The 20,984-nt window shown below is 42.7% G+C and carries 17 protein-coding genes and 2 pseudogenes; 10 read left to right on the forward strand and 9 right to left on the reverse strand.

Annotation, left to right across the window (positions count from 1 at the left end; genetic code table 11):
- Window positions 1-6: 6 nt before the first annotated feature.
- From GSQ19_RS27525 to GSQ19_RS27545, 5 genes and pseudogenes are all read right to left on the reverse strand, one after another.
- A complete protein-coding gene (locus GSQ19_RS27525; RefSeq protein ID WP_224311949.1) occupies window positions 7-1,689 on the reverse strand; it encodes an ABC transporter substrate-binding protein in 1,683 nt (560 codons plus the stop codon).
- Window positions 1,690-1,726: 37 nt separating this feature from the next.
- Entirely contained in the window at window positions 1,727-4,279 is a 2,553-nt protein-coding gene (locus GSQ19_RS27530) for a TonB-dependent siderophore receptor (RefSeq protein ID WP_011316512.1), read from the reverse strand.
- A gap of 65 nt (window positions 4,280-4,344) precedes the next feature.
- A complete protein-coding gene (locus GSQ19_RS27535) occupies window positions 4,345-6,924 on the reverse strand; it encodes a TonB-dependent siderophore receptor (RefSeq protein ID WP_011316513.1) in 2,580 nt (859 codons plus the stop codon).
- Between the two features lie 673 nt (window positions 6,925-7,597).
- Complete coding sequence (locus GSQ19_RS27540) at window positions 7,598-7,795, reverse strand: DNA-binding protein (protein WP_011316514.1); 198 nt, start codon at window positions 7,793-7,795, stop codon at window positions 7,598-7,600.
- 95 nt (window positions 7,796-7,890) lie between these two features.
- A pseudogene (locus GSQ19_RS27545) lies at window positions 7,891-8,313 on the reverse strand (metal ABC transporter permease); the annotation flags it as partial.
- Between the two features lie 53 nt (window positions 8,314-8,366).
- On the opposite strand from GSQ19_RS27545, the gene GSQ19_RS27550 reads away from it, so the two are divergent.
- The gene (locus GSQ19_RS27550) at window positions 8,367-9,437 is read left to right on the forward strand and encodes an IS630-like element ISAva6 family transposase (RefSeq protein ID WP_011316335.1); all 1,071 of its coding nucleotides are present in this window, start codon (window positions 8,367-8,369) and stop codon (window positions 9,435-9,437) included.
- Window positions 9,438-9,469: 32 nt separating this feature from the next.
- On the opposite strand, the pseudogene GSQ19_RS27555 reads toward GSQ19_RS27550, so the two are convergent.
- From GSQ19_RS27555 to hemB, 4 genes and pseudogenes are all read right to left on the reverse strand, one after another.
- Window positions 9,470-9,895 (reverse strand): annotated as a pseudogene (locus GSQ19_RS27555) (metal ABC transporter permease); the annotation flags it as partial.
- Between the two features lie 20 nt (window positions 9,896-9,915).
- Entirely contained in the window at window positions 9,916-10,680 is a 765-nt protein-coding gene (locus tag GSQ19_RS27560) for a metal ABC transporter ATP-binding protein (protein WP_011316517.1), read from the reverse strand.
- A gap of 9 nt (window positions 10,681-10,689) precedes the next feature.
- A complete protein-coding gene (locus GSQ19_RS27565) occupies window positions 10,690-11,796 on the reverse strand; it encodes a metal ABC transporter solute-binding protein, Zn/Mn family (protein WP_011316518.1) in 1,107 nt (368 codons plus the stop codon).
- Window positions 11,797-11,901: 105 nt separating this feature from the next.
- Window positions 11,902-12,972, reverse strand: coding sequence for a porphobilinogen synthase (gene hemB / locus GSQ19_RS27570; protein WP_011316519.1), 1,071 nt, complete (start codon window positions 12,970-12,972; stop codon window positions 11,902-11,904).
- A gap of 400 nt (window positions 12,973-13,372) precedes the next feature.
- Here hemB and thrS point away from each other — a divergent pair, with 400 nt between their 5' ends.
- From thrS to GSQ19_RS27615, 9 genes are all read left to right on the forward strand, one after another.
- Entirely contained in the window at window positions 13,373-15,217 is a 1,845-nt protein-coding gene (gene thrS / locus GSQ19_RS27575) for a threonine--tRNA ligase (protein ID WP_011316520.1), read from the forward strand.
- Window positions 15,218-15,269: 52 nt separating this feature from the next.
- The gene (locus GSQ19_RS27580) at window positions 15,270-15,659 is read left to right on the forward strand and encodes a DUF1636 family protein (protein WP_011316521.1); all 390 of its coding nucleotides are present in this window, start codon (window positions 15,270-15,272) and stop codon (window positions 15,657-15,659) included.
- Window positions 15,660-15,741: 82 nt separating this feature from the next.
- Window positions 15,742-16,803, forward strand: coding sequence for a CobW family GTP-binding protein (locus tag GSQ19_RS27585; RefSeq protein WP_011316522.1), 1,062 nt, complete (start codon window positions 15,742-15,744; stop codon window positions 16,801-16,803).
- Window positions 16,804-16,914: 111 nt separating this feature from the next.
- Window positions 16,915-17,625: a class I SAM-dependent methyltransferase gene (locus GSQ19_RS27590; protein ID WP_011316523.1), complete on the forward strand. Its 711-nt coding sequence runs from the start codon at window positions 16,915-16,917 to the stop codon at window positions 17,623-17,625.
- Between the two features lie 35 nt (window positions 17,626-17,660).
- Entirely contained in the window at window positions 17,661-18,011 is a 351-nt protein-coding gene (gene hisI / locus GSQ19_RS27595) for a phosphoribosyl-AMP cyclohydrolase (protein ID WP_011316524.1), read from the forward strand.
- A gap of 36 nt (window positions 18,012-18,047) precedes the next feature.
- On the forward strand, window positions 18,048-18,353 hold the full coding sequence (locus GSQ19_RS29865; RefSeq protein WP_041457311.1) for a hypothetical protein: 306 nt from the start codon (window positions 18,048-18,050) through the stop codon (window positions 18,351-18,353).
- Between the two features lie 215 nt (window positions 18,354-18,568).
- Window positions 18,569-19,342 carry a CobW C-terminal domain-containing protein gene (locus GSQ19_RS27605; protein WP_041457312.1) on the forward strand — a complete coding sequence of 258 codons (774 nt, stop codon included), beginning with the start codon at window positions 18,569-18,571 and terminating at the stop codon, window positions 19,340-19,342.
- Complete coding sequence (locus tag GSQ19_RS27610; protein ID WP_041457313.1) at window positions 19,339-20,148, forward strand: metallophosphoesterase family protein; 810 nt, start codon at window positions 19,339-19,341, stop codon at window positions 20,146-20,148. Before GSQ19_RS27605 ends, GSQ19_RS27610 begins: the two co-directional genes overlap by 4 nt.
- A gap of 46 nt (window positions 20,149-20,194) precedes the next feature.
- Complete coding sequence (locus tag GSQ19_RS27615) at window positions 20,195-20,956, forward strand: metallo-dependent phosphatase (protein ID WP_011316527.1); 762 nt, start codon at window positions 20,195-20,197, stop codon at window positions 20,954-20,956.
- The last annotated feature ends 28 nt before the right edge of the window (window positions 20,957-20,984 follow it).

A 20,984-nucleotide genomic window follows, 5' to 3' on the forward strand; every position in this document is an offset into this window, starting at 1 on the left:
TACAAATTACGAATTACAAATTATCTTCCATTCGGTAATATTTCCTAATAGTCGTCCTTGGTAACGTTGGGATGGTACAGTTGGTCTACCAATATCCAGGCATTTACTGACTAAATAGGTTTCATTGAGATTAACCAACCAAGCAGAAGCAGCATCTCCTTGAGGTCCAATTCCAGTTTGACCGTTCCAATGTACTTGTTTCCAGAACTTGCTAGCAGCAATTTCATTAGCCGCACCCAATCCTTGATCCAAGATGCGATCAACTGTGGGATTGGTATAATTACTGTAGTTAGGGCGACCATTGGGTATACCCAGAGGACTACGGTAGAGGGAACGCAAATCTAGAGAACGTGTTGTTAAAGTATAGAACCAAGCGTCATGCTGGATGCGATGCTTCATCTGTTCCCAATAAGAACCCTCTGGTTTAATCTTGATACCCACTGGTTTGAGCATTTGGGCGATCGCCATTGCTAATCCTTGTTCATGGGGTAAACTTGCTGTGTAAAGCAAGGTAAATTCTGCTTCTATTCCTTGTCTATCCACCGTCCCATTACCGTTACTATCTCGCCATCCAGCTTCAGCCAGGATTTGTTTTGCTTTATTGATATCTGCATCAGCAATGGCTGGGGCTGGTTCTTGCCAAGGCGGCCCACCTGGATAACCATAAACACTAGACCCATAGCCCCACAAAATTGCATCTACCAATTTCTGGCGGTTAATTGCGTAGTTGATTGCTTGGCGAATTCCTCGGTCTGATGTGACGTTATTTCCAGTGGGATAACCTTGAGCATTTTTTTGTCCTGTATCAGGGGCAAAAGGTAAGATCGTGACGGTATGATCTAACGTGGGAACTTGATATAGTTGCATTCCTTTTACAGAATGCTTCGCCAAGGGATAGGGAATTTTGGCAATTTGAGCGCGACCTGATTTAGCAGCCGCAAAAGCAGCATCTCCTTGGGTGAATAAGAAAACAACACGCTTAATGCTGGGTTTGTTCCCGTAGTAATAAGGGTTAGCTTCTAATACGATTTGTTCTCCCTCTACCCACTGTACTAATTTGTAAGGGCCAGAACCAATGGGATTACGATTGTATGTCTTGCTGTGGGCGTGTTTGGGGACAATGCCTAAGCTAGCGAGTTTGTCAACAAAGATGACATTTGGTTTTTTGAGGTAGAATTTCACCTCGTAATCACCTGTAGCTACAGCTTTGTCTAGAAATTTTTCTAAACTTAATTCTGTGTCTTTGTTGAATGTGTAAGCAACATCTTCTGCTGTTAAGGGTTTTCCATCACTGAAGCGGACATCGGGGCGGATTTTTACTGTCCAGATTTTGCCATCGCTACTCAATTGATAGTCAACAGCTAAATCCATGACTAATCCTTGATTAATGTCACGCCTCAATAGACGACTTTGCAATAATGGATCGCTGTAACTATCCCAAGACCAACCATCGGTGGGATCAAATCCCTGGCGGAAATTAATGTATTCATGCCATCCTAAATCGATGACAATTTTATCTTGTGCAACAGAACGGGCTACTGCTGCGTTGAAATTTGTAGTATTTTGGCTACAGGCAGTTAGGCTTGTAAGTAAAATTCCCCAAGTAGGCAAAGCCAGCTTTTTCATCTGTCGTTTTAGCGAATGAAATAAACCTGCTTTGGCAAGAGAAGTCAGTGAATATTTTTGCATAGCTTTTAAGTAAAAACAATCAATCAAACCTCCCCCATCAAAATCTGTAGGAAAAACTACCAATGAGCGTAAATGGCTCTTGGGGATTAATTGATGTGCCATCAGTGGCATCATAATAATTAGTATCAAAGAGATTTTTGAAGTTTAGGCGTGCCTCAAACTGACGGCGGCGATAGAATAATGCTGCATCTGTACGGACGTATGAAGGTATGGTGATTGTATTAGGCAGTCCACCCTGGCGATCGCCTACATACACGATCCCCAAGCCTGCACCCAATCCTTGCAGATTGCCACTTTGAATTTCATAAGTTGTCCATAGACTAGCGCTATTGTAAGGGACATTCGGTAAGCGATCGCCTACAGGGATGCGATTATCCTCTGTCACCTGTGCATCGGTATAAGCATAAGTCAGAATCATTTTCCAGCCAGGTAAAATTTCCCCATTAATATCCAATTCAACCCCACGACTACGTTGCTCTCCCGTCTGAATTCTGGCAAAAGGGTCAGAGGAGTTTGGGTCTGTGGTAGCGACGTTCTGGCGTGTAATTTGGAATAGCGCCAGATTTGCTGACAGTCGCTGGTCTAAAAACTCTTGGCGAATTCCTACCTCGTATTGCTCGGAAGTCACAGGTTTAAATTGTTCCCCATTGGAGTTTCTACCAAAGATTTGGGGTGTGAATGAGTTTGACCAGCTAGCATAAAGTGTTGTCGTATTGCCTGGCTGATAAACAATACCAAGTCTCGGTGAAAACTTACTATCACTTACTTCATTAATGCTAGTGTTTGTTTCGCGGTTTTCGTAGAAGCCATTGACATTATCAAAGCGCACTCCTGCTAGAATTTTCAAACTAGGCAGCACTTCAACAATATCCTGAAGGTAAATACCAAGGGTATCATCACCGTATGCCTCGTTAGAGTTCAGTGAAAGCGCTGCTGTTGGTCTAGCACCGTAGATTGGATTAAAGATATCGATGGGAGCGATCGGCGCACTAGAGAAGGTATAGGCATACTCCAAGCGGGAGTAATCCACCCCAAAGAGTAGATTATGCCGCACAGAACCAGTATTGAACTTTCCTAAAATTTCGTTTCTCAGGGTCAGATTTTCCAGATCGTTAGTGCGTCTAGTGAACTGCCGATTCAATGTGCGACGATCTGCTTGCAGTCTACCACTACGAGTTGCTCCCTCGTCAAAAACATCTTGCCAAAGTGTATTAAATCCTAATCGATACTGCCAGTTATCACTAAACTCATGTGAAAATTCGAGTGAGAGTGAATGAGCAGTGAAATTTTCATTGGCTAAATCTGGTTCACCTAAATAGGTTTTAGGGGAGATTCGCAAAAATTCTGGCTCGGCTCTAAATGTTTCATCATCGGGGTAATCAGTGTTGAAATATTCATAATCAAAGCTCAGACTAGTACGTTGGCTGATATTCCAGGTCAAAGATGGCGCGACAAAAAAGCTTTTGTAGTTAAGGAAGTCACGAAAACTCCCCTGATTTTGATAAGCGACGTTCAGACGATACAGCAGCGATCGATTTTCTACTAATGGGCCTGTTAAATCGAGTTCACCACGATAAAAGTCGTAACTCCCAACAGTAGCTTTGACTTCATAACGTGGTTCGTCAAGGGGTTTTTTCGTCAAAATATTCACAATACCTGACTGAAAACCACCACCATACAAAGCCGCCGCCGGGCCTTTAAGTACCTCAACCCGATCAATATTGGCCAGATCGCGTGGAAAACCGCCCTGAGAGCGAAATCCATTGCGGAGATTTTCATATACATCAGAGAACCCACGAATGATAAAGCCTGATGACCCAAGTCCGTCTCCACCTGTTATCCGTTGGACACCACTGACGTTATCGGTAAACTCATCCAAACGCACTGCTCCTCTATCTTCCAGCACTTGACGTGGAATCACCTGAATTGATTGCGGAGTGTCTTGGATGGGAATTTCAAATCTTGTCCCTGTTACAACTAGTTCGATAGGTTCATCATTTTGAGCTGATGGTTGGGTTGCTGGTGTTTCACTATCAGCCTGATTTGTCTGTGGTGTTTGTGGTTGCTGTGCAGAAGTTGTAATTGGTGTGACAACAAAAATTAGACCGTTCTCGCTGTCATCTAGCTCAACTTTCGGTAAACTCGTCTCACCGATTACTGTAACTCGAATAGTATTGCTATCCTGATTTATTACCGTTATTTCTGTAATTCCCGCAACTGGCTTTTGGGAAAGGAAAGAATCACCACTAGCTAGACGTAATTGAGCATTGGGGATATCAACACTCAGGATATTACCTTCACTGTTGAGTGAAGTTTGCAGTTTGTCAGAAGCAGTAGTTTCTAGAATGACTTCTAAACCATTAGAAGTTTGGTTTAGGCTTACCCCTGTCACTTGGATAATTTGAGCCTGCTGCTGCGCTAGCCATTCTTTGACATTGGTATGTGGACGTTTGATATCCGAGATTTGGGAAATGTTTGTGATAGGTATTTTACTTATATTCTCGTCGTTCTGTGCCTTTGCAGTCCCAATTCCTATCAGATATATAGTTCCTGCAATTCCCACACAAAAGAACTGTCTTAGTTGCAACATTCTCACTCACCCCACCACATAAAATTTATACGCACGCATAACTGTAGAGATTATGCAAATCCTCTTCAAAACCTATAGGAAAAACTACCAATTACTGTAAATGGCTCTTGTACACTCAAGCTATCACCATAACTATTAGTATCGAAATACTTGAGGTTAGATAGATTTTTGAAGTTCAAATTAATGTCGTAGCGATCGCTGCGATAAAATAACACTGCATCAGCCCGCAGGTATGAAGGAGTGGTGAATTCGTTGGGTATAGTATTGGCGCGATCACCTACATATACTAATCCAAATCCACCGCCAAACCCTTGCAAATTACCTTTTTGAATTTCATAGGTAGTCCAAAGACTCGCACTATTATAGGGGACACCTCCCAGGCGATCGCCAACCGGAATTTCATTATCCTTTGTCACCACGGCATCAGTATACGCATAGGTAGTAATGATTTTCCATCCAGGTGATATTTCCCCAGAAATATCTAATTCTATCCCCCGACTGCGTTGTTCTCCTGTTTGAATTCTGTCCAAAAAGTCATCGGAGTTAGGGTCATCGGTGACGACATTCTGGCGTGTAATTTGATATAGTGCTAGACCTGCTAATAACCGTCTATCAAATAACTCCTGCCGAATTCCCACCTCTAATTGCTCGGAAGTGATTGGCTTGAAAGCTCCCCCTCTGGAGTTTCTGCCATAAATTTGTGGTGTAAATGAATTCGACCAACTGGCATAGAGCGTCGTTGTATCACTGGGTTGGTAAACAATCCCAAGCCTCGGTGAAAATTGGCTATCACTTACCTCGTTAATGATGGTGTTTGTTTGTAGGTTTTCGTTAGATCCTGTGGAGCTATCGAAGCGGACTCCGGCGGCAATTTTTAAATTAGGCAGAACTTCTATCAAATCCTGAACGTAAATACCAACAACATCATTGCCGTAAGTTTCAAAGTAGTCTAGTGAGAGTTCCCCAGTTGGTCTAGCACCATAGCGAGGATTGAAGATGTTAATGGGATCAATGGCTGTGCTGAAGGATTTACCAGGATAGTCTAAGTGCGAATATTCTACCCCAAATAGTAAGTTGTGCCGTAGTGACCCCGTGTTGAACTTGCCAAAGAGTTCGTTACGAAACGTTAAATTATTTACATCAGCATCAGCGACTGTGTATCGACGGTTTAAAGTTTCTCCATCTGCTTGCAATGCTCTTCTACTTGCCCTTTTTGCACTAATCTCTTGCCAGATACGATTAAATGTCTGTTTGAATTGCCAATTATCGCTAAATCGATGCTCAAATTCGTAAGTCAGCGAGTTAGCACTGTAGGTTTCGAGATCGAGATCGGGTTCTCCTTGATAAAAGCTGCGACGGACGTTGAAAAATCTGGGATCTGCTCGGAATGCGCCAGCACTAACCGATTCATAGGTAAAGTTTTCGTAGTCTATGTTCAATGTAGTGCGATCGCCCAATTTCCAAGTCAAGGCCGGAGCTATAAAAGTCCCCGCATATCTGCCAAAATCACGAAAACTCCCTTCATTTTGATAGGAAGCGTTCAGTCGATACAGTAACGATCCTGACTGGGTTAGCGGCCCGGTAAAATCAACTTCACCTCGATAAAAAGAGTAACTACCAAAGGTCGCTTTGACTTCATAGAGTGGGTCTTCTAAGGGCTTTTTCGTGATTGTATTGACAGTACCAGATTGAAAACCACTGCCATATAAAATCGCGGCTGGGCCTTTGAGGACTTCAACACGATCTATGTTTGCTAAATCCCTGGCAAAACCGCCTTGAGTGCGAAAACCATTGCGGAGAGTTTCGTAGTCGTCAGCAAAACCACGAATGATAAAGCCTGATGAACCAGGCCCTGCTCCACCGGTTAATCGTTGTATACCACTGACGTTGTCTGTAAATTCATCTAAACGTACTACTCCCCTATCTTCCAGCACTTGGCGCGGAATGACTTGAATTGATTGCGGAGCGTCTTGAATCGGAACTTCAAATCTTGTCCCGGTGACAACGAGTTCTATCGGTTGATCGTCTTGGGCTGATGGTTGAGTAGGCGGTGTATCCGGTATTTGTGGTTGCTGTGTGGAAGTTGTCACTGGTGCGACAACAAAAATTAGACCTTTGTCGCTGTCATCTAGTTCAACTTTCGGTAAACTCGTTTCACCCGTCACTGTGACTCGGATAGTATTTGCATCGTGATTTGTGACTACAACATCAGTAATTCCCGCGCTTGGTTTTTCTTGACGGAATAATTCACCACTACTTAGTTTCAGTTGAGCGTTGGGAATATCGACGATAAAATTATTTCCTTCACTCTTAACTACAGTTTGCAGATGGTCAGAACTAGATGTTTCTAAAGTTACTTCTAAACTGTTTTCCCTAGTATTTAAGCTTACCCCTGTTACCAATATGACTTGATTTTGCAGTTGCGTTAACCAGTCTTTGACGCTGGTGTGGGGACGTTGAATGTCACTTATTTGAGGAATCTGTGTGATGGGTACTTCTGCTTTTGTTCCCTCTTTAGGGACTGTATACTCTCGATTCAAATGAATCTGGACTAACTTTTCTTTTCCCTGTGCTTGTACAGACTCAGAACATAGCAAACATATAATTCCTGCAATCCCTAAATAACTAAAATGTCCTAGCTTCAAGATTTTCCTCCACTCCCCAGTCTGATAAATCGACACACATTTTTAGCCCATAACACAAAATTGTTATGAGTTTTTGACTTTTAAATGCTGTAATATTTTTTGATAAGAACGATTATCATACTATTTCCCGTAGATAAACATGAAGAAAAAATAAATAAGCTCAAATTTTTCACTGATAGCATAGATGGAAAACTCGTTTAAGTTCGACTTTATCCAAAAGTAAGAAGTTGGCTTTCCTTATCAAGCAAAAATCCTGTTTTTTTTGGTCAATACTTTTTTTAAGTCACAAATTTGCGCTCAAGTCCAAAAACTAAAACTAGCGTTTTGTAATGGCTTCAGCGTCGGGTTTTAGATTTCTTAAAAATGGATAAAGTCGAGCTAAGTAGATGGGTGTTAAAAATTGTTTTTATGAAAAGGCAGGAGGCAGGAGGCAGAAAGGAAGAGGTTTTCAGGTCAACTTACTTTTCATTACATACTTTGTTTTTTTTGCGCCTTTCTACTTAAAGTCTCAATCCAAAATTGCATTACCCCTGGCTAGTCTTTAGACTTGTCTGAAAAAGAGTGTAGAGACGTAGCAGTGCTACGTCTCTACAAGGGTTCTGGTTAACACATATTTAATTTCTAATGACTTTACGATGTAGTTCTAACACCTCAATTAATGCTAGGAAGCGCATTATGCTAAACATTGATACAACTCAGCATTTTTTGTCAGAACATAATTGACTGCATCAACAAATTCGCTCTTTTGAGAATTAAGCCAATCCTCCAAGCTAACCTTTAATAGAACTTCAAGCGTAATCCCATGTACTGCTGCCAAATCTTGCAACTGTTGAAATTGGCTATCTGAAAGATCAAGGGTGATAGAGGTCACAGCGATCGCTCTCCTAGTATTTCTGGGTCAAGTTTAGCATTCACTTTTAACTGATAACCTTTAACCTTAAAGTACCAGAGTTAGACATTGCGTGCTTATCCCTGTTCTAAGACACGCAATCGAGGTAATGCCATTGATGTTAGAAAAATCGTCAACTGGGTTGCCACAATACTAGGGCCCGATGGCAAATTTAACCCCGCAGAAAAGAGGATTCCAATCACCGCACTCAACGCCCCTAGCCCCGCCGATAGCACCACGTAGTTGGCAAATGTACGACTCAGCAACCGGGCGGCGCAGGCAGGAATCACCACAAACGCACTCACCAGTAATACCCCGATCGCCTTAATCGAAATTCCTACCACCAGCGACAGCAACACAACAAACGCTGTGCGATGGGCCGAAACTGACACACCACGAGCGATCGCCAGTGGTTCATGCAGCGTCAACAACATTTGCGTTCGCAATGTGAGCATAATAAAGATGGTACAAACCAGTAATAACCCCGTACTAAAGATTATACTGAATAGGGAAAGGTAGTATCATTTGAAGCAGAGGGAAAAAGGCTAGAAAAATGGTACGTCCCAGGATAAAACTAACAGAGCATCTATCAACAGAAGAAATAGAACAAAGTTATCGCCGATGTGAAGATGCACAAGAGAAAACCCGATGGTTAGTGATTAAATTGCTCAATCAACAACCACAGTTGTCAGCGCAAAAGGTAGCAGAGATTGTGGGATTCTCAGGGGACTGGGTGAGAAAAATCGTGCGGCGATACAACAAGCTAGGAGCAAACGGAATCATCAATCAACAGAAACTGAAACCAGGAGGAAAAAAACTTGCACTCACAAACGAGCAACAACAGTGGTTGCGCCAAAGGTTAGCTTCACCACCAGAAGATGGGGGGTTATGGAGTGCGCCAAAAGTAGGGGAATTGATCCGAGTACAGTTTGGAATTACACTCCATGTCACTACAGCTTGGGATTACCTCAAAAGGCTAGGATTTAGTCTGCAACAACCACGACCTCTGCATACTGAGGCGGCAACTTTTGTTCAAAGACAGATGTTTAAAACTGAGTTAACGGAGTTTGTGCGATTGTTACGTTTCCTCCATCCGCACAAATCAGTTGAAGTTTGGGCAGAAGATGAAGCTCGATTAGGCCTCAAACCCATCGTCCGTCGAGTTTGGACACCAGTAGGTCATCGTCCCAATGCTGTGCATCGCACTCGTTACCAATGGCTTTATACTTATGGATTTGTCCATCCAGCTACTGGCGAGAGTTTTTTCTTGATTTTACCCAGAGTCAACATTGCTGTCATGCAAATGGCTTTAGATGCTTTTGCCGCTGAAGTCAATCCTCATCATCACAAAATCATTGTTTTGCTTGTTGATCAAGCTGGTTGGCATACCAGTAAACAATTAATGTTGCCAGCTGGTATCATTCTGTTTCCTCTGCCTGCTTATACACCTCAACTCCAACCGACTGAGTGTGTTTGGTCGCTTCTACGTGAAGCTGTTGCTAATCAGATGTTTTCTACTCTCGATGAACTAGAAACTGTGTTAATTTCTCGTTGTCAATGGTTAATGTCTCACCCTCAAATTGTTCATGGCAAGGTTGGGTTTGATTGGATTTGCCAAATTTGACCTCAGTTATTCAATTAATACTTCCTTTCCCAATTTAGTATTAGATCCGGTTCTCGCACTGCCAGAATATCGCCAAACAAAAGATTATTCAGTCCCCCTTTGTACTGTCCCACGAAGCTAAGGGTAATGATGGCGATCGCCAATGACGAGGAGTAAATGATGTTGAGTAAAGCATCCGTCCATAAGCGAGTCCGTTCTAGCAGGTACGTCACGACCAAAGCAAATACAACCGCAAAAGGTAGCAATACTACCGAGGGATTTAACCCCAGGAGCAATCCGATGCTAATGCCTAACAACGCCGAGTGACCCAACGCATCGCTGAAGAAAGACAACTGGCGCAAGATTGTAAAACTGCCCAGCATTCCCCCCATCAATCCGGTGAGAATGCCGCCGAGCATGGCGCGTTGCATGAAGGGATATTGGAATAATTCGAGGATGCGGGTGAGTTCAGTCGGCATAAGAGAGTGGGGAGTAAGGGCTAACAGTGATGGTGATAGCGAACGAATTCAGAGCCATAGGCAGCAGAAAGATTGTCGGGAGAAAGGGCAACTTCTGGGGTTCCCTGACAAAGTAAAGTGCGATTGAGACACAGAACGCGATCGCAATGCCGCCGCACCATATTTAAATCGTGGGAGATTTGCAAAATTGTCCAGCCTTGCTCTAGCTTAAGTTGATAGAGCAATTGATAAAACTCTGTTTCACCGCGCATATCCAATCCTGCCGGAGCTTCATCTAGAATCAACAATCGACGTGGGTAAACTAGGCAATATGCCAGCAACACCCGCTTCGTTTCACCCCCAGAAAGCCCACTAATCATTTGCTGTCTAAGATGGAGTGCATCTACCTTGGCTAAAGCATCTCGAACGGCATGACGACGTTTTCTACTGTTTGCCCAGGGCAGTTGAAATCCTAGCCTGTCCCAGCCCAAACCGACCAGTTCTTCTACCGTCATCGGGATGCGGCGATCAAATAGGAAGTTTTGCGGCAGGTAGGCAATCTGTTGACGGATCTGGGGCGCGAGTGATCCTTTGCGGCTCAACGGTTGCCCCAGAATGAAAACGTTCCCTGCAAGACGTGGTAGAATGCCCAGAATGGCTTGCACCAGCGTACTTTTGCCTGCCCCATTCGGCCCAACGATCGCCGTATCGGTGCCTGCCTCTAGGGAAAAGGAAACATCCTGCACCGCCGCGTAGGTTTCTCGATAAACCGTGAGTTGCTCAACTGCGAGTACAATGTCTTGCAATCTAACCTCCTAAAACCTAAACCCAACTCGCTGTGGCACTACTGCAATAGGCTGAGGCATCCAGATCGGCAACACAGACTGGGTTGAACCACCAAAAGCAGTGACCAAACTCTGCACGTTCTGACGCATGGTTGTGATGTAATAATTCGGTTCCAGTGCTTCGGAACCACCAGTTTCAATCGGATCAAAAGTGCTGACCTTAACATTTAGATCCTTTGCCAACCCTGCAAACGCATTTTCTCCAGCCTGGGGTTCCGTCAGAATCGCTTTGAGATTAGATTCCTTCACTTCATCCGTCACCCGTTTGACATCATTCGGCGATGGATTTTCTTCCGGCACATCTACCAGAAAATTGGCTTTCAAGTTATAGCTTTGAGCAAAGTAGGGGGCAAAGTCATGGAAGGCAACAAAGGTTTTACCCGCAAATGGTTGCAGTTTTTTTGTGATTTCAGCATCTAAATCTCGCAGTTGTTGAATATAAGCTGCTGTGTTTGCCGTGTAGGTTTCCTTTCCACCAGGGTCAGCCGCAATCAGTCCATCTCGAATGTTTTCAACTTGTTCAATGGCACGTTTGGGATCGAGCCAGACATGAGGATTGTATTTTCCATGCTCGTGTCCATGTCCAGCTTCTGCTTTTTCATTTACGCCATGATCATGGTCATGCCCCTCGGTCGCTTCATTGGCGATCGTTTTCACGCCCTGACTGGAATCAATCACTTTCAGATTAGCATTGCCCGCATTCTTGACCAGATCCTCCAGAAATTCCTCCACCTCCAGCCCGTTCTGCACCAGCACATCGGCTTTAGCTAGTTTTTGGGCATCCTCTGGTCTTGCCTGAAAATCATGGGGGCCGACATTGGTTGGCAGTAGCTGTGTCACTTCAGCGCGATCGCCCGCCACGGCTTTTGTAAACTGAGTGATCGGTAAAAACGTTGTCACCACTTGCAACTCATCAGTTGTGGCTGCGGTCGTCGATTGAGCCTGCGAATTTGAGCTGGTCGAAGGTGTATTCGCCGCACAACTTCCTAAACTAAGGGCGATCGCCGATACAACCACTACGGAAAACCGACGAACGAAATTGCTGGATGGTTGTAAACTTGTTTTTGAATGAATCATTTGAAGTATCTTCACGTATTTACAGCAGTTTTTAGATCGATGCGTAAAGGAGTAAAGAAACTCTTCACCCCATTCCCCACTCCCTGTTCCCTATTCCCCACTTCCTCACGACTGCAACATCAACGCTACATCTTTAGCAAAATAAGTCAGAATCAAGTCTGCACCGGCTCGCTTCATGCTCGTCAGCGTCTCTAAAATCACTTTTTTCTCATCAATCCAACCCTGCTGGGCAGCAGCTTTAATCATGGCGTATTCACCACTGACGTTATAGGCTGCAACAGGTAAATTTGTATGCTGTTTGATTTGGCAAATAACATCCAGATACGCCAGCGCAGGTTTGACCATGACAATATCCGCCCCTTCTGCAATGTCTAAATCTACTTCTTTGATCGCTTCTCTAGCATTCGCAGCATCCATTTGATAGGTTTTCTTGTCACCAAACTTGGGGGCTGAATCTAGCGCATCCCGGAACGGCCCATAGTATGCCGAGGCATATTTTGCGGAATAGGCGAGAATACCCACGTTAATCCATCCTTCAGCATCTAGTGCCTGACGAATCGCGCCTACCCGTCCATCCATCATGTCCGAAGGAGCAACGAAATCGGCTCCGGCTTCTGCTTGCACGATCGCCTGTTTCACCAACACCGCAACGGTTTTATCGTTGAGAATTTTGCCATCCTGCACAATGCCGTCATGCCCTTCACTGCTGTAGGGGTCAAGGGCAACATCGGTAATAACCAGAATATCGGGGACGGCTTGCTTGATGGCTCGCACCGCACGAGGAATTAAGCCATCCGGGTTATAGCTCTGGGTTCCCGCATTATCTTTTTGGTCATAGGGAATCAGGGGAAACAGGGCGATCGCGCCAATCCCCAACTCATACGCCTGCTTCACCTCATTCAGCAGCAAATCTAGCGTGTAACGGTAGCAACCAGGCATTGATGACACTGCTTCCTGTTGCTTCTCCCCTCCCATGACAAACAGGGGATAAATCAAATCTTCGACCTGCAAGATATGTTCTCGCACGATCCGACGTAGGGTTTCAGTTCGCCGCAACCGTCGAGGACGATGGGCGATCGCTGGCGTAGTCGATTTGGCTTGGTGGAAAGAATCGGCGGGGTCGATTTCTGCCTGGGGAGTTTGAGGTACAAGCGTTGAGGCTTCAGTCAGGCTCATAGTATAATGATAATGATTATTATTCGCCTATTCTACAGCACCCACCGTAAAAAGTTACTCTTCATCATTGGTGGGGTATTTACAGTTAATTACGTTAGCGGAACGGGGCGTTAGCCCATTGTGAATTGGTATTACTTGGAGTACCTCTGCGTGAAATAAATTCATGCCCCTAATAGTGTACCAACCCAAAATTGCTACGTGGAGATAAGCAGGGGAGTAATGGAGCAAGGGAGCAGGGGAGAAACTTGCAGTAAGTCTTTCCCCCCTGCCCTGGGCTGACCACAACGCAAAGTTTCCTTGGCAGACTACTAATCAGCAACGCCCTATCTTTTTTCCATCCAGATTGCACCATCAAACTTTTTTTACGCTACTATGATAACGATTCTCATTCTTTTAAAATATGGTCAAGTCCCTAACCCAGTCACAGGAAAACTTAAGCCAGCATGACAGTGATAAACTTCTGCGAATTCGTCATACCTGCGCCCACATAATGGCAATGGCTGTAAAAAAAGTATTTCCAGGGACTAAAGTAGCAACTGGCCCAGTCACAGAAAATGGTTTTTACTACGACTTCGATTGTCCAGTCAGCATCACTCCCGATGACTTGAGTAAAATCGAAGACCAAATGCGGCGGATAATCAAAGCTAACCTCCCTATCATTCGCGAAGAGGTACAACGAGAAGAAATTCGCACCGAAATTGCCCAATTAAATGAATCTTACAAGTTAGAAATATTAGACCGTATTCCAGAAGGGGAGACAATTACCCGTTACTTTATTGGTAGTCCCGATACTGGTAAACCAGAATCTTCATTGTTTATCACAGACATTCAACCAGCAAGTAACTATTGGTGGGACTTATGTGCAGGGCCACACATTAACTTTACTGGTGAAATTGAGCCTGATGCCTTTAAATTGTTAAATATTGCTGGTGCGTATTGGCAAGGAGATGAAACCAAAGCTCAACTGCAACGCATTTATGGTATAGCTTGGGAAACCAAAGAACAACTACAAGCTTACCTCAAACAAAGAGAAGAAGCCCTACGCCGCGACCACAGAAAGTTAGGTCAAGAACTCAACTTATTCAGCATTCAAGAAGATGCTGGTGGTGGTTTAGTATTTTGGCATCCTAAAGGCGCAATTATTCGTTACATCATCGAAGATTATTGGCGCAAATCTCATCTAGAATCTGGTTATCAATTACTCTACACACCGCATATAGCCAACCTCGATTTATGGAAAACATCGGGTCATTTTGACTTCTATCAAGAGAATATGTTTGATTCGATGGATGTGGAAAATCAGGCTTATCAAATTAAGCCAATGAATTGTCCATTTCATGTCTTAACTTATAAGCATCAACTCCATTCTTATCGAGAATTACCTTTAAGATGGGCAGAATTAGGAACAGTTTATCGCTATGAACGTTCTGGAGCATTACATGGTTTGATGAGAGTCAGGGGATTTACCCAAGATGATGCTCATGTCTTCTGTTTACCTAATCAAATTGCTGATGAAATTTTAGGAGTTTTAAATCTCACAGAGCAGATTTTGTCAGATTTTGGCTTTAAAAATTATGAAGTGAATCTTTCTACCCGTCCTGAAAAATCAGTGGGGAATGATGAAGTATGGGAATTAGCAACTTCAGCATTAAGACAAGCTTTGAATACTAAAGGCTGGAATTATATTGTCGATGAAGGTGGGGGTGCTTTTTATGGCCCTAAAATTGACATCAAAATCCAAGATGCGATAGGTCGTCTCTGGCAATGTTCAACTATTCAGGTAGATTTTAATTTACCTGAACGTTTTGATATGGAATATATTGCAGTCGATGGTAGCCGCCAACGACCAATTATGATTCATCGAGCTATTTTTGGCTCATTGGAACGCTTTTTCGGGATTTTAATAGAAAATTATTCTGGTGATTTTCCTTTGTGGTTAGCACCAGTGCAACTGCGATTATTACCTGTGAGTGATGAAGTGAGAGAATACGCTCAATTAGTGGTAATTTCATTGAAAAAAGCTGGAATTAGGGTAGAAACAGACAGCAGTGGTGAGCGTTTAGGTAAGCAAATTCGTACAGCAGAGTTAGAAAAAATTCCTGTTGTTGCTGTTGTGGGTAAAAAAGAAGTAGAGAATCAAAACTTGAGTGTAAGAACTAGACAATCTGGAGATTTGGGCGTACTAAATATGGATGAAATTCTACATCGTTTACAAGATGCTATAAATTCCAAATCAGTACTTTAAAAACCCAAAAGACAAAAGCAAAAACTTATTTAGTTATGCTTGATGTGTACCTATGGCTAAACACGCTTTATTCGTTTGCAAATCCTGTTATTTTTCTCCCACTCAGCGCGATTATATGGGTGAACGAGGCGGCTGGCATTTGTTGAAGCAATTGTTAAGTTTGTCGAAAAATTGGTGTTTGCAATCTGAGTTTGTGATTCAAGAAGTAGATTGTTTGAGTGCTTGTAAAAGACCCTGTGCTATAGCTTTTAATGCACTCAATAAAACTAGCCTGATGTTTGGTGATTTACCACCATTAGAAAGTGAAGCAGCCATACTGCAATTTGCTGAACAATATTATGCCAGCAATAATGGCATTGTGGCACGGCAGGAAAGACCAGAAGTTTTACAAAAAGGGATTCTGGCAAGGATTCCATCTCTACCTGATGGAGATAGTTGTTAGTTAGTAATACTTTTAAAAACTAACTACTAGCAATTACTAAAATTACTAACAATTTTGAAACTTACGGAAGATTTAATTGATTATGACTCAACTAACAGCACCAACTTCAAACTCCAGTCTTGATATTCCTAAACAAGGAATGCCTGTTACCATTATCACAGGATTTTTAGGCAGTGGTAAAACTACGCTGCTAAATCAAATTCTCAAAAATAAACAAGATTTAAAAGTTGCCGTACTCGTGAATGAGTTTGGCGATATTAACATAGATAGCCAATTGCTAATTTCTGTAGACGAAGATATGGTCGAACTGACCAATGGCTGTATCTGCTGCACAATCAATGATAATTTAGTTGATGCAGTTTATCGAGTTTTAGAACGAGAAGACCGGATTGATTATCTAGTTATTGAAACGACTGGTGTTGCTGACCCATTACCAATTATCTTAACTTTTTTAGGTACAGAATTAAGGGATTTAACAAACCTTGACTCAATTTTAACTGTAGTAGATGCTGAGGCGTTTAATGAAGAACACTTCCATAGTGAAGCTGCTTTAAAACAGATTACTTATGGAGACATTATTCTTCTAAATAAAACAGACCTCGTGACTCCAGAAAAACTAGAAGATGTAGAAAATTGCATCCAGGATATGAAAATTGGTGCAAAAATTCTGCACACAAAACATGGGGAAGTGGCGTTACCATTAGTTTTAGGTGTGGGATTAACGCCAATAGATGAGTATACTGCCAATGATGCAGAAGATACTCACGAAGATGAACACCATCATCATGACCATCATCATGACCATGATCACGACCATTATCATGAACATCATCATCACGAACATCACTCACATCATTTAGAAAATGATGGATTTGTTTCAATTTCTTTTGAAAGCGATAGACCATTTGATGTTTATAAATTTGAAAATTTTCTCACCGAAGAAATGCCACAGGAGGTATTTCGAGCTAAGGGCATTTTGTGGTTTAGTGATAGTGAGTTACGCCATGTTTTTCAACTGAGTGGATTTCGCTATAGTTTAAATGCTGATGAATGGCAGACTCCACCTAAAAACCAAGCAGTTTTTATTGGTAGAAAGTTGGATATGAGCCAAATTTACTCAAAACTTAATGAATGTTTGGTATAATTAAGTAATGTTAAGCAATACTAAGTTTTAGTAACCTTATCGCACCTGGGCAATGGTAGCAACAGTTGTCATTGCCTTGCAACTATTTTTAAGATAAAAGGCAATTTCAATATGAATAAAGAGCATATCTGCTTTGATTTCGACTCAAATCCGGCATTCCAAACGATAGATTATGAAGTAGCAGCACGTAGTTTTGTGCCTGGTTATGAGTCGATATTCAATATGGCAGTTGCGCTTTTGGATGCAAGTGTACCAGAGCCGGCTCATCTACTAATTGTTGCAGCTGGCGGCGGTATGGAACTCATAACTTTTGGTCAAGCACGATCGCACTGGCTCTTTACAGGCGTTGATCCTTCGGCAAAGATGCTGGCGATCGCTCAAGAAAAAGTAGCCAAACAAGGGTTAACAAACCGCGTGAAGCTCCACCAGGGGTTAACCCATGAACTACCTGTCACTACCCTGTATGATGCAGCAACTTGCATTCTTGCTATGCACTTTCTCCCTGATGATGGAGCAAAACTGTTACTACTTCAAAGTATTTCGCAACGTCTCAAACCAGGAGCTAAATTGATTCTGGTTGATTTATGTGAGGAGAAAGGCTCAGAAAGGTTTAACGATTTCCTTAAAGCTTACAAATATCATGCACGTAACTTAGGAATGTCGCCAGAAATAGTAGAGGAAACAGCAAGCAAAGTCGTACATATCCATTGTATCTCTGAAGAAAGAACTATTGAACTGTTACAAGAAGCAAATTTTAGCAAGATTACTCGATTTTTCACAGCCCTCTGGTTCAGAGGTTGGATAGCAACAAAAAATACTTAATGCTCCAGAAATTTAACTATCTGTAGTAAACGCTAATGAATCAAAATTTATTGTGGTTTGAAAAACTTAAGTTTAATAATCAAGATTTAATTCCTGCCATAGCGCAAGATTACCGCGATGGCACTGTTTTGATGATGGCTTGGATGAACTCGGAATCAATTCAAAAAACATTATCCACAGGTGAAGCTCATTATTGGAGTCGTTCGCGCTCTCAACTATGGCATAAAGGCGCAACATCTGGACATATTCAAAAAGTAAAAGAGCTTTTTTACGACTGTGATGGAGATACCATTTTGCTAAAAGTTGAGCAAATTGGTGATATTGCTTGTCACACTGGCGCGAGAAGTTGTTTTTTTAATGCTGTGCCAATTTATCCTCAATCTTAATTAACGATTAAGCAGCAGTGGCAAACCCTAGTTCACTTGGCACAGGTTTTAGGACTAGAAGCATTACCAAAAGATGAAACTGATGCCAGACAAAAACGTTTAAGGAATGCAGACATTGAAAATTTAATTCAACGACGGCAGAATGCTCGTAAACAGCGTAATTTTGCCGTTTCAGACCTGATACGCGAACAATTGCAAGCAGTAGGGGTAACTCTCATCGATGAATCAATTCAAAATTCAAAATTCAAAATTAAAGACAGCCACCCACAAGGGGGAGCCACTGCGGTGGACGGGTTCCCCGGCATAAAGCAAGTGGCGTTGGCGTTTCTACCTACCTTGTGAGATAAGGATTTTTTCTCTACGAGACGCTAACGCAAACGCCCACCAGGGGCGTTCGCGTAGCGGGACGCAAGTCCGGTTTTGTTGGCGCAGCCTTCCCGTAGGGTACCTAGCTTTTTCCGATAAACCAGATGGTACAACTGTGTGGCATTGGTAAAGTTAGCAATTTTCTTGCTACTATATTCCAAATTATATAAAAATGATTATCATTACATTTTATGTCTGTACCAAACATTATTGTCGTTGCAGGTTCGTCTGGGGCTGGAAAAACTACCTGGGTTTGTCAACAGATGCGAGATATTGCAAATTTTGACAAAATAATTTATTACAGCCCTGGCACTGGGACTGTTCCCGTTGACCAAACCCGCATAGCTTCTGAATTTCCTGATATACAAGTTTTTAGTGACGGTCAGGAAGTTGAATTTATCAACCAAATACCTCAAGCAAGTGCAGTGTATATCGAATTGGGGTTTTACTTGGAGTTAGGATCTGTAGCACAATTATTAGATAATCTGACTTACCGTACCGTAGCAGTCCTAGCACCCCACCTCAAAGACTCTGAATACCATGCTTGGGCGAACAAGATTATACACGGCGTACCAACCCAAGCCAGTAATGCTGAAAGTTTATGGCGGGCGGCAAGCAGTGGTCAAGTAATTGACGAAAACAGTTTAGAGGAATTTTGGTACGAAATCACCCACGGAGCTTACGGTATTGTCACCCGTGCCAAAGGAATTTTTGATGTTAACGATGGTAGGTCACTTTACGGCGATTTCGTCGCGGGTGTTCCCCAAACAGACTTTCTGGAATTAGACCTACCGCGCTATTTAGAGGGTAGACCGCAGCGTTTCAGTGGACTAGAAGTGGTGGGGAAAAACTTGGATGAAGCAGCCTTAAGGCAAACCTTATCAGATTGCTGTTTATCTGACACTGCGATTTTGCAGTACCAACGACAGGTTAAAGAGATTCTATTAGAGGAGACACAAACGTGAAAATAGCTGTTATGTCATGTATTCATGGCAACTACGAAGCCTTGGATGCTGTATTACTAGATATTGACCAGCACTCATGCGAAAAAGTATTCTGTGTGGGCGATTTGGTAGGATATGGGCCGCATCCCAATGCAGTCATTAGCCAAATTCGTTCTTTAGATATTCCCACCTGCGCTGGGTGTTGGGATGAAGATATTGTGGAAGGATTGAACGCCTGCGATTGCAGTTATCCCTCGTTATTGGCAGAAAAAAGAGGGATACAGGCTCACGAGTGGACTAATAAGGAAATCTACCCAGAAAATCGGGAATTTTTAGCCCAATTACCCTACAGTCTCAAAGAGGGCAATTTAGCTTTTGTTCACGGTAGTCCCTATAGTAACCATGAGTATTTGTTACCTGAACTAGACGCTTTTGTGGCATTAGAGCGCGTACTTTCTACAGATTCAGATGTGCTTTTTTGTGGTCATACTCATGTACCTTATGCTCGGACTCTGGATGCTGGACAGCTACAAGTTCACGTTGGTAGGGGAGAAAAAGTACAAGAAATTAACTTTACATCTCCTCTAAAACGAATTGTAAATGTAGGTTCAGTGGGAGAACCCCGACATGGACGACCAAACGCTACCTATGTAATTTACGACACAGATACTCAAGAAGTAAAACTGCGGGAGATACCTTACGATTATCAAAAAACCTGTGCAGCGATTATTGAAAAAGGTTTACCTACAATTTTTGCTTGGCGTTTAGCGCATGGGTTGGAGTATGCAGAACGAGCAGATGATCCAACTCATGTTTGCACAAGGTAATTTCTCTCTTCTATTTTTCCTTTGCGTTCCTCAGCATTAAAAAAATATGAATAAATGGGTAATTTTAAGTGGAATTGAAGGTAATTTGGCAGCTTATGAAGCCGTAATGGCGGATATTAAGCGTCAGGGTAATAGCGTAGAAGCTTTGTATATTTTAGGTGATTTGGTAGGGCCAAGACCAGAAACCGAAAAATTAGTAGAACGAGTGCTAAACCCACGCCAGGGAGAGTTAGAGCCTTTAATTTGTAAGGGATGGTGGGAAGAACAGAGTTTGATTTTGCATGGTTTGGGGCCGACTGGGGATGCTCCTGAACTCATGGCAAAATATGGTGGTGATACCGTAAAACTATTGTGGGATAGTGTCTCTCGAAAGACTGTACAATGGTTGCGATCGCTCGATTTTGGTTTTTTTGAATTGGATTGTTTATTAATCCACGGTTCAACAGTGGGTGTGAACGATGAATTGACTCCAGAAACCTCCCCAATTCAAATGCTTGATAGACTAAGAAGGATGCAAGCAAATAACTTATTTTGCGGGCGTTCTGGTTTAACTTTTCAGTATCAGTTGCAAACTGGTTCCATCACAACTGCACTTACCACTCTTGATAACCAAGTATCTCCGCACACAGTTACCGTTACGCCACGCCAAGTAATTGGCGTGGGTAATGTAGGACGTACACCAGGGCAAGCTACCTATACTCTCTATAACCCTGGTACGAATCAAGTGGAATTCAAGACGGTATATTACGGCAATAGTAAGGGATTTCAAAGCCAGCACAAAAATACAAAATCGAAATCTAAAGTTTAATTCCACCCTTGAAAATTAGGGACGCGAT

The organism is Trichormus variabilis 0441, from assembly GCF_009856605.1.
GTDB lineage: Bacteria > Cyanobacteriota > Cyanobacteriia > Cyanobacteriales > Nostocaceae > Trichormus > Trichormus variabilis.

What these genes read in the sequence shown, in the direction of transcription:
- GSQ19_RS27565 (WP_011316518.1), bottom strand. Translation starts at nt 11,796, where the DNA reads ATGATTCATTCAAAAACAAGTTTACAACCATCCAGCAATTTCGTTCGT.
- GSQ19_RS27615 (WP_011316527.1), top strand. Translation starts at nt 20,195, where the DNA reads ATGAATAAATGGGTAATTTTAAGTGGAATTGAAGGTAATTTGGCAGCT.
- thrS (WP_011316520.1), top strand. Translation starts at nt 13,373, where the DNA reads ATGGTCAAGTCCCTAACCCAGTCACAGGAAAACTTAAGCCAGCATGAC.
- GSQ19_RS27580 (WP_011316521.1), top strand. Translation starts at nt 15,270, where the DNA reads ATGGCTAAACACGCTTTATTCGTTTGCAAATCCTGTTATTTTTCTCCC.
- GSQ19_RS27605 (WP_041457312.1), top strand. Translation starts at nt 18,569, where the DNA reads ATGTCTGTACCAAACATTATTGTCGTTGCAGGTTCGTCTGGGGCTGGA.
- GSQ19_RS27585 (WP_011316522.1), top strand. Translation starts at nt 15,742, where the DNA reads ATGACTCAACTAACAGCACCAACTTCAAACTCCAGTCTTGATATTCCT.
- GSQ19_RS27550 (WP_011316335.1), top strand. Translation starts at nt 8,367, where the DNA reads ATGGTACGTCCCAGGATAAAACTAACAGAGCATCTATCAACAGAAGAA.
- hisI (WP_011316524.1), top strand. Translation starts at nt 17,661, where the DNA reads ATGAATCAAAATTTATTGTGGTTTGAAAAACTTAAGTTTAATAATCAA.
- GSQ19_RS27525 (WP_224311949.1), bottom strand. Translation starts at nt 1,689, where the DNA reads ATGCAAAAATATTCACTGACTTCTCTTGCCAAAGCAGGTTTATTTCAT.
- GSQ19_RS27590 (WP_011316523.1), top strand. Translation starts at nt 16,915, where the DNA reads ATGAATAAAGAGCATATCTGCTTTGATTTCGACTCAAATCCGGCATTC.
- GSQ19_RS27530 (WP_011316512.1), bottom strand. Translation starts at nt 4,279, where the DNA reads ATGTTGCAACTAAGACAGTTCTTTTGTGTGGGAATTGCAGGAACTATA.
- hemB (WP_011316519.1), bottom strand. Translation starts at nt 12,972, where the DNA reads ATGAGCCTGACTGAAGCCTCAACGCTTGTACCTCAAACTCCCCAGGCA.